The 12,883-nt window shown below is 72.5% G+C and carries 15 protein-coding genes; 10 read left to right on the top strand and 5 right to left on the bottom strand.

Going from position 1 to position 12,883, the window contains the following annotated elements; genetic code table 11:
* Positions 1-3 precede the first annotated feature (3 nt).
* Complete coding sequence (locus AB0P06_RS18750) at positions 4-267, top strand: hypothetical protein (RefSeq protein ID WP_363608593.1); 264 nt, start codon at positions 4-6, stop codon at positions 265-267.
* 204 nt (positions 268-471) lie between these two features.
* Positions 472-852, top strand: coding sequence for a P27 family phage terminase small subunit (locus tag AB0P06_RS18745; protein ID WP_363608591.1), 381 nt, complete (start codon positions 472-474; stop codon positions 850-852).
* A gap of 293 nt (positions 853-1,145) precedes the next feature.
* Here the strand turns inward: AB0P06_RS18745 and AB0P06_RS18740 are convergent, their stop codons facing one another.
* Entirely contained in the window at positions 1,146-2,498 is a 1,353-nt protein-coding gene (locus AB0P06_RS18740; protein WP_363608589.1) for a transcriptional regulator, read from the bottom strand.
* A gap of 376 nt (positions 2,499-2,874) precedes the next feature.
* On the opposite strand from AB0P06_RS18740, the gene AB0P06_RS18735 reads away from it, so the two are divergent.
* The 6 genes from AB0P06_RS18735 (at position 2,875) to AB0P06_RS18710 (ending at position 6,657) form a co-directional block, all read left to right on the top strand.
* Complete coding sequence (locus tag AB0P06_RS18735; RefSeq protein ID WP_363608587.1) at positions 2,875-3,249, top strand: hypothetical protein; 375 nt, start codon at positions 2,875-2,877, stop codon at positions 3,247-3,249.
* Between the two features lie 312 nt (positions 3,250-3,561).
* Complete coding sequence (locus tag AB0P06_RS18730) at positions 3,562-3,972, top strand: hypothetical protein (RefSeq protein ID WP_363608585.1); 411 nt, start codon at positions 3,562-3,564, stop codon at positions 3,970-3,972.
* Complete coding sequence (locus AB0P06_RS18725) at positions 3,969-4,232, top strand: hypothetical protein (RefSeq protein WP_363608584.1); 264 nt, start codon at positions 3,969-3,971, stop codon at positions 4,230-4,232. Before AB0P06_RS18730 ends, AB0P06_RS18725 begins: the two co-directional genes overlap by 4 nt.
* Before the next feature lie 98 nt (positions 4,233-4,330).
* The gene (locus AB0P06_RS18720) at positions 4,331-5,110 is read left to right on the top strand and encodes a peptidyl-tRNA hydrolase (RefSeq protein ID WP_363608582.1); all 780 of its coding nucleotides are present in this window, start codon (positions 4,331-4,333) and stop codon (positions 5,108-5,110) included.
* Between the two features lie 249 nt (positions 5,111-5,359).
* The gene (locus tag AB0P06_RS18715) at positions 5,360-6,073 is read left to right on the top strand and encodes a 2OG-Fe(II) oxygenase (RefSeq protein ID WP_363608580.1); all 714 of its coding nucleotides are present in this window, start codon (positions 5,360-5,362) and stop codon (positions 6,071-6,073) included.
* Between the two features lie 11 nt (positions 6,074-6,084).
* Positions 6,085-6,657 (top strand): hypothetical protein, encoded by a 573-nt coding sequence (locus AB0P06_RS18710; protein WP_363608578.1) that lies wholly within the window; start codon positions 6,085-6,087, stop codon positions 6,655-6,657.
* Here AB0P06_RS18710 and AB0P06_RS18705 read toward each other — a convergent pair.
* The 3 genes from AB0P06_RS18705 to AB0P06_RS18695 all read right to left on the bottom strand — a co-directional run bounded on the left by AB0P06_RS18705 (position 6,645) and on the right by AB0P06_RS18695 (position 9,330).
* Positions 6,645-7,406, bottom strand: a complete 762-nt coding sequence (locus AB0P06_RS18705; protein WP_363608576.1) for a hypothetical protein — start codon at positions 7,404-7,406, stop codon at positions 6,645-6,647. The two genes, AB0P06_RS18710 and AB0P06_RS18705, sit on opposite strands and share 13 nt — an antisense overlap.
* Positions 7,407-7,540: 134 nt before the next feature.
* Positions 7,541-8,404 (bottom strand): ABC transporter permease, encoded by an 864-nt coding sequence (locus AB0P06_RS18700; protein ID WP_363608574.1) that lies wholly within the window; start codon positions 8,402-8,404, stop codon positions 7,541-7,543.
* The gene (locus tag AB0P06_RS18695; protein ID WP_363608572.1) at positions 8,401-9,330 is read right to left on the bottom strand and encodes an ABC transporter ATP-binding protein; all 930 of its coding nucleotides are present in this window, start codon (positions 9,328-9,330) and stop codon (positions 8,401-8,403) included. The genes AB0P06_RS18700 and AB0P06_RS18695 overlap by 4 nt, the downstream gene beginning before the upstream one ends.
* Before the next feature lie 226 nt (positions 9,331-9,556).
* On the opposite strand from AB0P06_RS18695, the gene AB0P06_RS18690 reads away from it, so the two are divergent.
* Positions 9,557-10,786, top strand: a complete 1,230-nt coding sequence (locus AB0P06_RS18690) for a histidine kinase (protein ID WP_363608571.1) — start codon at positions 9,557-9,559, stop codon at positions 10,784-10,786.
* Positions 10,783-11,493: a response regulator transcription factor gene (locus AB0P06_RS18685; RefSeq protein ID WP_363608569.1), complete on the top strand. Its 711-nt coding sequence runs from the start codon at positions 10,783-10,785 to the stop codon at positions 11,491-11,493. Before AB0P06_RS18690 ends, AB0P06_RS18685 begins: the two co-directional genes overlap by 4 nt.
* A gap of 147 nt (positions 11,494-11,640) precedes the next feature.
* Here the strand turns inward: AB0P06_RS18685 and AB0P06_RS18680 are convergent, their stop codons facing one another.
* Entirely contained in the window at positions 11,641-12,786 is a 1,146-nt protein-coding gene (locus AB0P06_RS18680) for an ABC transporter ATP-binding protein (protein ID WP_363608567.1), read from the bottom strand.
* Positions 12,787-12,883 lie beyond the last annotated feature (97 nt).

Here is a 12,883-nt window from a genome sequence, read left to right as displayed (position 1 = left end):
GCCGTGCTGCGACGCGATGACTTCCGTTGCACCTGGCTGCGCGAGGACACCGAACAGCGATGCGCCGAGCGCAAGCGCCTTGAGGTCGACCACGCGGGCGACCGCGACGACCATGCGCTAGCCAATCTGCGCACGCTGTGCCACTACCACCATGCCAAGCTGACGCACGCTCAGAGCGTGAATGCTCGCACCTTCGCTGTGAAGCAACGCGAAGCCGAGCCAAGCGCCTACGCGCAGCGCCTCGCGCGCCGCTTGAGCGAGCGCTGAGCCGCCACCTTGGCCCGGCGCGCGCTGGCCCGAACCGGCTGCTCGCTGGGGCCCTCTCGCGTCCACTCTCTGACCATGGCTGCCACTCCGAAGGGGTGGGGGGTGACCCCCCTCCGCTTCCTTCCCGCAGCACCATGTCAAAGCGATCCAAAAAATGCTTAGCGCTAAAGGTCTTTTTTTCGGGCCCAGAAAGGGAGTTGAACGATGACCTCCGACACATCGTCGGATCTGCCTCCGGCGCCCGGCGGCCTCGGCCAAGCCGGGACGGACCTTTGGGAAGCGCTCCGCGCAGAGGGCTGGGAGCTGTCGGCGGGGGAACGGGCCGTCCTCGCCGACGCGTGCGCCCTCCGGGACGAGGTCGAGGCCGTACGGGCTGCTCTGACGGCCTCCGGGCCTGTCGTGACCGGCTCCGCCGGCCAACCGGCCGCGCACCCGCTATTCGGCGTGCTGGACCGCCAGCGTGCCCAGTTCGCCCGACTGGTCGGGCAACTCGGGGTCACACTCGATGGCGAGGCGCAGGACGGGCCTCTGTCGGTCAGTCAGGCTGGCCGGGCAGGTGCTCGGGCACGCTGGGGGGTGCGTTGATGGCGAGGATGCGGACCCGCCCCCCGGCGGGGGTCACCGGCAAGTCGTGTTTCTGGTGCGCGCGGGAGGGTCATGCCGCTTGCAGCGAAGACGTCCACGCTCCGAAGCGCGCCGAGGACTGGAGGCTCTATCGGCAGCTTGCGGGGGAGATCGAGGCGGAGAGCTGACGCATGAACAGCAGATAGACCAGGCCCCGGTCTGCCTTGTGAGGGCGGGCCGGGGCCTTCTGTCGTTTCTGGGCTACTGGCTCCCTGGCCGGTTGGAAGTGAACCGCGCCTGAGGTTGGCGGGGCGTCAGGCGGCGAGCAGCATGCGGGTTCGCTCGCGGAAGTCAGCGACCAGCGGGTGAGCGCCGAAGGGAACCATGCGCCGCTGCACGTCCTGAACGGCTTCGACGCTTCGGGAGGACTTCACTCGGCGTGACAGATCGATGGCTCGGACGCCAGCAGCGTGGGCCGCGTCGAGGTCGCCCCTCTGGATGTGGGAGACAGCAAGGGCAGCTTGAGACATCGCCCCGCGCCGGGCCCGGCCCTGTGCGCGGGCGTAGTCGATCGACCGGTGCGCGTGCTCGGCAGCATGGTCCGGCTGGTCGAGGTCCCGGAAGACGTTGGCGATCTCGCCGTGCAGGTACGCGCCGTCGATGAACTTCGCCCACTCCGCCTCTCGGTCCGGCAGGACATTGGCAAAGGCATGTTCGGCCTCGGTGACCGCGTGGGCGGCTGCCTTGGCATCCCCGGCGGCTGCAAGGGCCCGCGCTTCGAGCGCCCACAGGTCGGCGAGGCAGGCGGGGGAGTCGGCGCGGCGGAGCCCCTGACGGCCCGCCTGGGCGAGCCTGCGGCCTTCCTGGGGGTTTCCGAGTAGCGTCGCCTGGTCGGCCATTCCTGCCAGGACGTGGGCCCCCAGAGCGGCATCCTGGGACTCCTCCGCGAGACGGAGCGCCTGGATCAGGTACCGCTGCGCGGTGCCGTGCTCGCCGTCGTCGTAGGCCATCCACCCGAGCAGGTAGGTCTGCTCCGCCGTGGCAGCACAAAGAGCCTGCCGGACGTCGTCGGCGAAGGTACGTCGGAGCAGCGGGTAGACGTGTTCGTTCATGTAGGCGGTGAGGACCAGACGGCCGGAGCCGCCCCCCTGCATCACGTCCATGTCCTGGAAGCTCGCGAACATGTTGCGGACACTGACGACGTCTTCGAGCCGGACGCGGGGCCCGGGTTCGGGCTGTTGGTCAAGAGTGTTGAGAAGCCAATCCCGGGAAGGCCCGACTCCTGCTGTTGCCGCGAACGGCACCGCTGCCAGAAACGCGCGTCGATCCATGTCAGCCCTTCCAAGCTCGGTGACCGCTTCTACCGTCTCCCCGAACGATGCGCTGTAAGCGAGTGGCCGGTCAAGGTCTGGCGAATCGCCGAAGCCAAGGTCATATGCGGTGACCCGGTAGCCGAAGTGGGCTGAGAAGACATCAGCGATGATGCGGGGGAGAGGGTGGCGTGGCTGCTCGCCGAGACACCAGCGGCGCACTCCCGTCGTATCCGGGTTGATGTGCGGGTTCCCGTACTCCAGCGATCGTCTGTGCACTCGCCGGGCTACCTCGCCACGGCTCAGACCGGCCCGCTCGATCATGCCTGCGAACTTGCCGTTTGCTTGCTTCCCCATGGCTCCCCGCTTCGCAGCTGCCTGAAAACCGACAGGGTTCAACACCCCTTCGCACGCTACCGGAGGGCGTCCCTCCGAGGTTGGCTGAATCAGTCAACTTCACCATGGCGAAGGGTGGCGAAGCGGTGTGACGACGACAAGGCGCGGTGTCGACGCTGACGTGATGCGGCCTGAGGTCGGGATCGAATCGGACGCCGGCTGCGAGGTGAATTGCCAGCAACGACGGGAGAGGCGCAGGGGGTTGGAGGCGGCGAGTCAAGTTGATTCGTCGGAGCCCGCCGAGTCTCCGACCATGCAACTCCTCCGGGAACGCACCCGAGAGCTGACCGAGTGTGCGTCGAACTGGCGTGCCTTCTTCGAGACGTAGGGAGCCCCCATGACCACCCCTCAGCGGGCGCGAGTCGGTGCGGACGATCCGGAGGAAGTCGGCTCGCCGGTGATGCCCCCGACGTTCGAGCTGGCACACCGGAACTGCTACCCGCCGACAGCGCCGCCCGAGGACGCTGCACTGTCGGTGCCGGTGCGACAGCAGGCGGACGACCTCCCGGCTCCCGTCGAAGAGACGGCGTCAGAACCGCAGGTCGTCACCGTGTTCCACGACCCGGACGTGACCGTGTGCGGCCTCGCGCAGTGCCTCGGCGAGGCGCGCGAGGCGGAGGACGGTGAGCACCAGGACGACGCCCCCTCGCCTCGGACGTGTCCGTGGGAGAGCCCCGGTTCGTGCGGTACGTCGCCGACCACGTCACCGTGACTGTGAAGGGGGAGGCGCTGTGACCTACGTGGGGTTGGGCTTGTTCCTCCTGGTGTTCCTCGGAGGGGTCGATTGGGACCCGAAGGAGCACGTCCCCGGCCGCCTGTGGTGGGTGCGGGTCGGCCCCCGGCGGACGGTGGAAGTCTGGCGCCGAGGGCTGGGCATTCACGTGATCATCATGTCCCGCTAGCCGGGGCATCCCCGGCCGTGGTCGAACACGCCCGGGGAGCTGAGCCCCGTCCTGCCTCGGCAGGAGGGGGCAGCGATCCGCCGCCGACGGCGGGCGCCGCCAACCAGGGGAGGAGCAGAGGCATGACGCAGACCGAAACCCTTTCGCGTGGGGCCGAGTTGATGTTGAAGGGCCCGTTCTACGCGTACGCGGACCACATCACCACGCGCGTAATGGAGGTCAACCCCTCCTTCACGCGGGAGTACGTCGATAAGCTGGTCAAGGCGTGGGCGGACGTGGCCACGCTGACGGTCGAAGACGGAGAGAGCGAAGACCCGAAGTACGTCGTTACGCCGCACATGGTCGAAGTGACCGCCGCCGCCCTCTCGTTGGCGCGCATGTTCGTGTCGTTCATGAGTGCCATCGGGGGCGGGCGCTTCGTTCAGTGGGAGGCCCCCCGGGAGTACGCCAGCATCGAGGACTTGGTGCGGACTCGCATTGCTCTGGTAACCAGCGGGTTCGGGGCCGATATCGACGTGTGGGGCGTCGCGTGAGTTGGGCTACCACCGAGCGGGACCGGCAGTACATGCTGCGGCGGCTGGTCGTCGCCGCGCTGCCCGCCGTTGCCCAGCGCCACGCGTCCGGCGTGAGCGTGGCCACTCTGGGGATCATGTACGGCTGCGACTCGGACTGGCTCCACCAGCAGCTGGTCCAGGCCGGGCACGTCGACCCCGACGACACTCCCGCGCCGTCTCGGCAGATGCCGAGCCCGCTGGAAGGTATCCCCATGCCCGGCCGCAAAGCCTGGCCGTAGCCCCGAACCGGTCCCGCCCGTGCCTGTCCCTCAGCGACGCACGGGCGGGGCTTCAAGCCGTCCAAGGCTCGAATGGAACTCGCAGGTAGCCTGTCCCGGTGACCTCACTTTCCGAGCCCTTCGACGCCCCGAGCCCAGTCGACGCCCCCACCGACCGCGACGCCAATCCGCAGTACGTGCTGCCGTTGGTGCTGCACCTGGAGAAGGCGGACCCTCCGGGGCGCACGGACGCGCTGGAGACCTCGGCGCGGGCGGTGCTCACGCTGCTCGCCGACCCCCGGGTGACGGAGGCGGACGGCGAGTGGGCGCAGCGGGTGGCGGCCTGGGAGGACGCCCGGATTCGCAAGGTGGTCCGCCGGGCCCGGGGCGGGGAGTGGCGGAAGGCGGCCGAGCTGCCCGGCATCACGGTGACCGGGAAGCGGGCCGAGGTGCGGGTGTACGTGCCGGTGCCGTTGGATGGCTGGCCAAAAGAGCTGGCCAAGCTACAGGTGTCGGGGCTTGAGCTGACCGACGATCCCCAAGGTGCACCCCGCCCGATTCTCCAGGTCTCCGGCACCGATCTGGAGGAGACCGGCCCGGTCGCCGCCGCCGAGCCCGGCCTGCCCGTGCTCTGGCTCAACCCGGAGCTGGAGATGAGCGCGGGCAAGACCATGGCGCAGACCGGCCATGCCGCCCAGGTCGCCTGGTGGCGGCTGGACGAGACGCAGCGCAAGGAGTGGGCCGAGGCCGGTTTCGCCCTCGCCGTCCGCACGGCGACGCCGGAGGCCTGGGCGGAGCTGCTGGTGAGCGGCCTGCCGCTGGTCCAGGACGCGGGCTTCACCGAGATCGCGCCGGGGAGCTGCACGGTGGTCGCGGAGCACCCGGCGCTGCGCGGGTGACGGGTGACGGTCGGCGGCGAGTGACAGGGAACAGCGGACGGATAACAGCTTTCGGATAACAGAATCTGAAAGCTGTTATCTGTGATCCGTCCCCTGAAAGCTGTCATCCGTTCCAGGTCTCCCGTCGCCGTGTCCGAATGCCGCCAGCATCCAGGGCGGCGGGTCGGTGAGTATCGGTGACGAAGGGGTTGGCCCCCGTGCCGTCCGCAGCCGGGCCCGACCCGCCCGAGACTCCGGAAGGACACCCCCGTGACCACCGAGCCCGCCGCCCGGGTGGCGGCCGCCGACTGGGCCGCCGTCGCCGACGAACTGGACGCCCACGGCTGCGCGCTCACGCCCCGGCTCCTCTCCCCGGCCGAGTGCCGGGAGCTGGCGGCCCGGTACGACCGGGCGGAGCTGTTCCGCACCACGGTGGACATGGCCCGCCACCGCTTCGGCTCCGGCCAGTACCGCTACTTCACGCACGACGGCCTCCCCGGGCCCGTCCGGGACCTGCGGGCCGCGCTCTACCCGCACCTGCTCGCGATCGCCCGCACCTGGGCCGGGCGGCTCGGCCGGCCAGCCCCCTGGCCGGACACGCTGGACGAGTGGCTGGAGCTGTGCCACCGGGCCGGCCAGTCGAAGTCCGCCCAGATCCTGCTGCGCTACGGACAGGGCGACTGGAACGCGCTGCACCGCGACGTGTTCGGCGAGATGATCTTCCCCCTCCAGGTCGTCATCGGCCTCGACGAGCCGGGCAGGGACTACACGGGCGGCGAGTTCCTGCTCGTCGAGCAGCGGCCCCGCGCGCAGTCCCGGGGCACCAGCACCGTCCTCGCCCAGGGCCACGGCCTGGTGTTCACCACCCGGGAGCGCCCGGTGAAGTCGGCCCGGGGGTGGTCCGCCGGCCCCGTCCGGCATGGCGTGAGCACGGTCCGTTCCGGCCACCGCCACGCGCTCGGCCTCGTCTTCCACGAGGCCTGAACGGTTCCGTGATGACCTCCGCCACCCCTGCCCGCTCGCCGCTGATCGGCCCCGCCGCGATCGCCGCCTACGGTCCCCTGCCCGCGCCCGGCCCGCACACCGCGGCCGAACTCGCCGCACTGCTCCGTCTGCTCACCGGCGGCCGGGCCCGCCTCCACACCGTGACCGTCGGCCACAGCCGCGACGACGCCTCCCGCGCCGCCGCGAGGGCCTTCACCGAAGCCTGGCTGGACCTGCCGGGACGGTCGGTGCTCGCCGTCGTCGACTGGCCGGAGCAGGCCGCCTCCTGGCTGCGGCCCGCCCGCCGACTGACCGCCCCGGCGCCGGACGCCTGGGTCCTCGCCACCGCACCACTCGGCTGGGCGCAACTGGCCCGCCGCCTCGGCCGGGAGCCGGGCTGGCGGGCGTGGCACACCTTCGGCTTCGCCTCGCTCGCCTCGCCCGCCGAACCGCGTGCCGTCGCCCTCGCCGGTCAGGGGGCGCTGGACGGCCTGCGCGGTGCGAGCGCCGACGGCGGCACCTGGGAGATCGCCGACGGCCGGCTCACCACCTGCCCGCCGGGCCGGGCGCCTCAGACGGTGTAGCGGCGCATCGCGCGCAGGCCGCCGTACGCCGCCGCGGCCGCCCAGAGGGCCATGATCAGCAGGCCGGACCAGTGGCCGTAATGGATCCCCGGGTCCGGCTGGGTGCGCGTGGCGTACAGCCCGGCCCGGTCGGGCAGGAACTGGCCGGCCTCGCGCACACCGGGGATCGCCGCCAGCCAGGTGGTGCCGAGGAAGACCATCGGGACGAGCAGGCCGAGCGCGGCGCTGAAGTTGCGCAGCATGGCCGTCAGGCCGAGGCAGAGCACCACCAGCAGCGGGTGGTAGAGCACCCCGGCCGTGAAGGCCCGGGCCAGACCAGGGGTGGAGAAGTCCAGGCCGGTGGTGGCGGCGACGACGAGGAACGAGCCGGCCGTGGAGGCCAGCCCCATCAGCAGCCCCAGTCCGATGCCGAGGGCGAGCTTGCCGCCGTAGAGCAGGCCTCGGCGGGGGACGGCGGTGAGTGAGACCGAGATCATGCGGGTGTTGAACTCCTGGCCGATCAGCAGGACGCCATGGCAGGCCACGGCGACATGGCCGAACAGCAGGCCGTAGAAGATCCCGTTGCTCGGGTCCTCGCCCGGGGTGTGGTCCGCCTCCCCGTACGCGGCGTTGACGGCGGCGGCGATACCGACGGTCAGAGCGACGGCGACGAGCGGGGCGAGCCACTGGGAGGGAAGGGTGGTGAACTTGACGCGCTCGGAGCGCAGGACGTTCAGGGCGGTCGGAGCGCCGGTCATGGGCGTGGTCATCGAGGTGTCGTTCCCAACGGTCTCGGAAGAGGCTGACAGGGAAGTGGGCGAGGTGCGGGCGGAGCGGCTCGCGGTGGAGGCACCCCGCCGCCGGTCGCGGAGGCAGGCGCAGGCCCCGGGCCTCGGCGCAGGACTCAGAACTCGGCTCGCCGCAGGGCGCGCAGGCCGCCGTACGCCGCGGCTGCCGCCCAGCCGGCCATGATCAGCAGACCGGTCCAGTGCCCGTACACGACCTGCGGGTTGTCGGCGTAGTGCAGCGCGTACTGGCCGGCCCGGTCCGGGAGGAACTGCACCACGGAACGCGCCCCGGGTACGCCGCTGAGCAGCGGGGAGAGCAGGAAGACGGTCGGCACCAGCAGGCCCATCGCGGCCGTGAGGTTGCCGAGCAGAGCGGTCGCGCCGATGCAGAACACCACCAGCAGGACGGGGTACAGCACCCCGGCGGTGGCGCTGCGGGCGAGGGCCGGGCCGTCCCATGCACCGGGTGTGGTGGCGGCGTATCCGGCGAAGGAGCCGGCCGTCCCGATCAGGCCGACGGCGAGGGCGACGAGTGCGCCGACGGCGAGTTTGCCGCCGTAGAACAGGCCTCGGCGGGGGACGGCGGTGAGCGAGACGGTGATCATGCGGGTGTTGAACTCCTGGCCGATCAGCAGGACGCCGAAGCAGACCAGCGCGGCCTGGCCGAAGTTGAGGCCGTAGTAGAGGCCGACACCGGGGTCGTCGGTGAGGCTGTGGTCCTTGCCGCCGAGGGCGGCGCCGACGGCGGTGGTCAGGCCGACGGTGAGCAGGGCGGCGAGGACCGGGGTGAACCAGAGCGAGCGGAGGGTGGCGAGCTTGATCCCCTCGGACCGCAGCAGGTTCAGTGCGGTGGACGTGGACGTGGACGTGGACGTGGACGTGGACGTGGACGTGGACGTGGACGTGGACGTGGACGTGGACGTGGACGTGGACGTGGACGTGGACGTGGCCGGGGCCGGTACGGACGGAACGGTGCTCATGCCGCCGCCGCCCGGTACTCGACGCTGTCGGCGGTCATCCGCATGAACGCCTCTTCCAGCGAGTCCTGCTGGACGGCGATCTCGTACAGCACCACGCCGTTCGCCGCCGCCAGCGCCGCGATCCGCTCCGGCTCGGCCCCGCTCACCTCCCAGGCGTCGCCGTCCACCGGCTCGGCGGTCACCGTTCCCGAACCGAGACTCCCGAGGTCGCCGCCGAGCAGGGCGGCCAGCTTCGTCCGGTCCACCGCGCGGACCCGGATCCGGGTGCGGCCGTGGCGTTGAAGGAATTCCGTGGTGGCGTCGTCCGCCAGCAGCCGGCCCCGGCCGATGACGACCAGATGGTCGGCGGTGAGCGCCATCTCCGTCATGAGGTGGGAGGAGACCAGCACGGCCCGGCCCTCGGCGGCCAGATCGCGCAGCAGGGTGCGGATCCAGCGGATGCCCTCGGGGTCGAGGCCGTTCACCGGCTCGTCCAGCAGCAGCACCGGCGGGTCGCCGAGCAGCGCGGCGGCCACGCCGAGCCGCTGGCGCATGCCGAGCGAGAACCCGCGGATCCGGCGGCCCGCCGCCTCGGTCAGGCCGACCTGCGCGAGCACCTCGTCCACCCGGCGGTTCGGCAGCCCGTTGCTGGCGGCCAGCCAGCGCAGCTGGCCGCGCGCGGTGCGGCCGCCGTGCACGGCCTGGGCGTCCAGCAGGGCGCCGACCTGCCGCAGCGGGTCGGCCAGTTCGGCGTACCGGCGACCGCCGACCAGGGCGTGGCCTGCGGTGGGCCGGTCGAGGCCGAGGATCAGCCGCATGGTGGTGCTCTTGCCCGCGCCGTTCGGCCCGAGGAAGCCCGTCACCACCCCGGGCCGGACGACGAAGCCGAGGTCGTCGACCACACGCTTTCCGTCGTACTCCTTGGTGAGGCCCTGAACCTCGATCATGACGCCCTCCCGCGTGCTCCCCGGACCTTCCCCGGACTCGCTTCGGGCTCCTCCGGATTCACTCCGACCCGCTCCGACCCGCTCCGGGATTCCGGACCCCGGCTCTCCGGCTCCGACGGCCCCATTCCACCGGAGCGGACCACTCCGGCGGATCCCGCCGGGGAGTGGAGCTCTCTCCCTCTTGGGAGGGAGCCGCGGCACATCGCTGACCTGGCAGGATGGCGTCATGCCCAGGATCCTCGCGCCCCTGCTGAGCGCCGCCACCTACGCGCGGTGGCTGCATCTGGTGATCGGGTGGATCTTCGCCGGCGTCGTCCTGATGATCTACCCGGGGACGTACGGGTTCAGCCTCGCCGAGGTCCTGGCAAGGGCCGTTCTGCTGGATGCCGTGCTGCTCACGCTGGCCGCCCTGCTGCCCGCGATGCGCCGGGCCGAGGGCGTGCAGGCGCGGCTGCTGCTGATGCCCGAACGCGAGCAGGACATCGCCGCCGAACCCGCCCGTACCTGGGCCGACCGCCGACGCACCGCCGTCTGGTTGATCGGCCGGGTGGCTCTCGGCTCGGTGGTCGGGATCCTCGCCGTGCTGGTGCCCGCCGGCGCCGTCGAGCTGGTCGCCGACTCCGCGCCGAACCTGCACGGAATCCAACTCCCGCACCAGCACGGACTGCTCTGGTACCCGCTGCTGGCGGCCGCGGCGCTGTTCGGCTACGGCTGGCTGGTGGTCTGGGCGGGGCGTCTGCAACTCGCCATGGCGGTAAGGCTGCTGGGACCGTCCCCGGCCGAACGGCTGGCCGAGGCGGAGCTGCGGGCCGAACGTCTGCTGGAGCGCAACCGGTTGGCCCGCGAGCTGCACGACTCCATCGGCCACGCACTGACGGTGACGGTCCTTCAGGCCGGTGCGGCTCGGGAGGTGGGCGACCCGGCCTTCGTCGCCAAGGCGCTCGAAGTCATCGAGGAGACCGGCCGACAGGCCATGGACGACCTGGAGCGCACGCTCGTGCTGCTCCGCGAGGCCTCGGACCGGCGGGACGCGTCGGACGGGTCCGTCACCGAGCGCCCCGGCATCGAGCAGCTGTCCGCGCTCTTCGACACCGCGCGGGCCGCCGGCAGCCCGGTGGAGGCATGGATCGACGTGCCGTCGGGGAAGCTGCCCGGGGTGCTCTCCCGCGAGTCCTACCGGATCCTCCAGGAGGGCGTCACCAACGCCCTCAAGTACGCGCCGGGCGAGCCGATCAGCGTCCGGATCGCCCTGCGGGGCGGCCGGTTGGAGCTGCGCTGCGCCAACGCGACGGGCGGGCCTGGCCCGTCGTCCGCGCGCAGCGCACCGCGCAAGGGCGGCAAGGGACTTCGCGGTATCCGGGAGCGGGCCGCGCTGCTCGGTGGCGAGGCCTCGGCCGGGCTGGAGTCCGGCGAATGGGTCCTGGCCGTCCGCATGCCCCTACGCTTGGGCGTGTGATGATCGACATTCTGCTGGCCGACGACGAGGAACTGGTCCGGGCCGGACTGCGGGCCGTGCTGGAGGCGCAGGGCGACCTGCGGGTGGTCGGTGAGGCCTCCGACGGAGGCGAGGCGGTGGCCATGGCCCGGGAGCTGCGCCCGCACGTGGTGCTGATGGACGTCCGGATGCCGGAGGTCGACGGTCTGGCGGCGACCCGCGCCCTCGTCCGGTCGGGCGCGACCGGGGAGCAGCCGCCGAAGATCCTGGTCGTCACCACCTTCGAGAACGACGACTACGTCTACCAGGCCCTGCGCGCCGGTGCCGACGGCTTTCTGCTGAAGCGCTCCCGCCCGGCCGAGATCGCCCACGCGGTCCGGCTGGTCGCGGCGGGCGAGTCGCTGCTCTTCCCGGCCGCGATCCGTCGTCTCGCCGCAGGCCAGGGCAACGCGGCCGCCCGCGCGACGATGGCCCGTGCCGCCCTGACCGAGCGTGAGGCCGAGGTGCTGCGGCTGGTGGCCCGGGGCCTCGCCAACAGCGAGATCGCCGAGCAGCTGTTCCTCGGCGTGCAGACGGTGAAGACGCACGTCAGCAGTGTGCTGGCGAAGCTCGGCGCCCGCGACCGCACCCAGGCGGTGATCGCCGCGTACGAGTCCGGCTTCGTGGAGCCGGCCGAGGACCGGCTGTCCGAGGAACAGCCGAACCGTGCGGACCCGACGCGGAGTTGAGCCGGCCGTAGGGCAGGAGCCGGCCCACCGACGGGCAGACGCCGGCCCCGCCGTCCGGCCCCGCCGTCCGGGACCGGTAACCGGTGGGCCGAAGCGATACCCGGCGGGCCTGGCCGGTACCCGGTGACGGGTGGCCGATGAGGGTGCTCAGGCGGGGTACGCGTGGGTCTGGGCGGCCTTGACCGAGGCCCAGACGGTGGTGCCGGGGGCGAGATCGAGCTCGGCGGCGGCGGCCGGGGTCAGGTCGGCGGCCATCGGCAGGTCACCGGCCAGGTCGGCGCGGACCTGGTCGCCGTGCAGGTCCAGGCCCGCGACCTGGAGCTCCCAGACGTTGCGCGCGCTGGACTGCGGTCGCTCCCGGTGCAGCGTGACGGCGGACGGCGGGAACGCCACGAAGGCGGGGCCGGTCAGCTCCTCGGTGGTGGCCAGCACGGGGCCGTCGGCCAGCGTCACCCGGTGGCCGTCCGCCGTGCCCTGGTAGAGGTTGAGGCCGACCAGGCGGGCGATGTAGTCGGTGCGCGGACGCCGGGCGATCTCGGCGGGGCTGCCGGACTGCACCTCGCGGCCGTCCTCGATCACCACCAGCCGGTCGGCCAGCACCATCGCGTCCAGCGGGTCGTGCGTCACCAGCACCGCCACCGCCTCGAACTCGGCCAGATGGCGCCGGAGTTGGGCGCGGACATCGAGCCGGGTGCGGGCGTCCAGGGCCGCCAGCGGCTCGTCCAGCAGCAGCAGCCGCGGCCGTACGGCCAGCGCCCGGGCGAGTGCCACCCGCTGCGCCTGGCCGCCGGAGAGGCGGCCGGGGCGGGCGCCCGCGTGGTCGGCCAGGCCCATCCGCTCCAGCCAGCCGGCCGCCTCGGCCCGGGCCTCGCGCTTGGGACGGCCCTGGCAGCGCGGGCCGAAGGCGACGTTGTCGAGGGCGCTGAGGTGCGGGAAGAGCAGGTAGTCCTGGAACACCACGCCGACCGGACGCTCCTCGGCGGGGGTGTGCAGCCGCTGCGCCGGGTCCTCCAGGACGCGGCCGTCCAGCCGCAGGTGGCCGCCGGTGAGCGGGAGCAGCCCGGCGAGGGCGCGCAGCGCGGTGGACTTGCCGGCGCCGTTCGGTCCGAGCAGGGCGACCACCTCGCCGGGGGCGGCGGTGAGGGCCAGGTCGAGGGTGAAGGCGGCGCGTTCCACCCGGAGCCGGGCGTCGAGCGCCGGGCCGTTGAGCGCCCGGCCGTCGGGTGCCCGGCGGTCGGGCGTGTGGTCGTCGGGTGTGTGGTCGCTCGGGGTGTCGGCGGGGGCGGTCGTCATGGGGTGGGCGTCCAAGGGGCGGGGGCCGGAGCGGGGGCGGGTGTGCGAGGTGGCGGGCCGGGTGGTCCGGCCCGCCACCGCGGCGCGGGCGGCGCGG

The organism is Kitasatospora sp. NPDC088351 (assembly GCF_040685575.1).
Lineage (GTDB): Bacteria > Actinomycetota > Actinomycetes > Streptomycetales > Streptomycetaceae > Kitasatospora.
Note: the sequence above shows the minus strand (reverse complement) of the source record. Positions and strands in the feature narration are given on the sequence as shown.

Coding starts and splice junctions, on each gene's coding strand:
- AB0P06_RS18690 (WP_363608571.1), top strand. CDS start 9,557: ATGCCCAGGATCCTCGCGCCCCTGCTGAGCGCCGCCACCTACGCGCGG.
- AB0P06_RS18705 (WP_363608576.1), bottom strand. CDS start 7,406: ATGACCACGCCCATGACCGGCGCTCCGACCGCCCTGAACGTCCTGCGC.
- AB0P06_RS18745 (WP_363608591.1), top strand. CDS start 472: ATGACCTCCGACACATCGTCGGATCTGCCTCCGGCGCCCGGCGGCCTC.
- AB0P06_RS18680 (WP_363608567.1), bottom strand. CDS start 12,786: ATGACGACCGCCCCCGCCGACACCCCGAGCGACCACACACCCGACGAC.
- AB0P06_RS18710 (WP_363608578.1), top strand. CDS start 6,085: ATGACCTCCGCCACCCCTGCCCGCTCGCCGCTGATCGGCCCCGCCGCG.
- AB0P06_RS18695 (WP_363608572.1), bottom strand. CDS start 9,330: ATGATCGAGGTTCAGGGCCTCACCAAGGAGTACGACGGAAAGCGTGTG.
- AB0P06_RS18740 (WP_363608589.1), bottom strand. CDS start 2,498: ATGGGGAAGCAAGCAAACGGCAAGTTCGCAGGCATGATCGAGCGGGCC.
- AB0P06_RS18730 (WP_363608585.1), top strand. CDS start 3,562: ATGACGCAGACCGAAACCCTTTCGCGTGGGGCCGAGTTGATGTTGAAG.
- AB0P06_RS18735 (WP_363608587.1), top strand. CDS start 2,875: ATGACCACCCCTCAGCGGGCGCGAGTCGGTGCGGACGATCCGGAGGAA.
- AB0P06_RS18700 (WP_363608574.1), bottom strand. CDS start 8,404: ATGAGCACCGTTCCGTCCGTACCGGCCCCGGCCACGTCCACGTCCACG.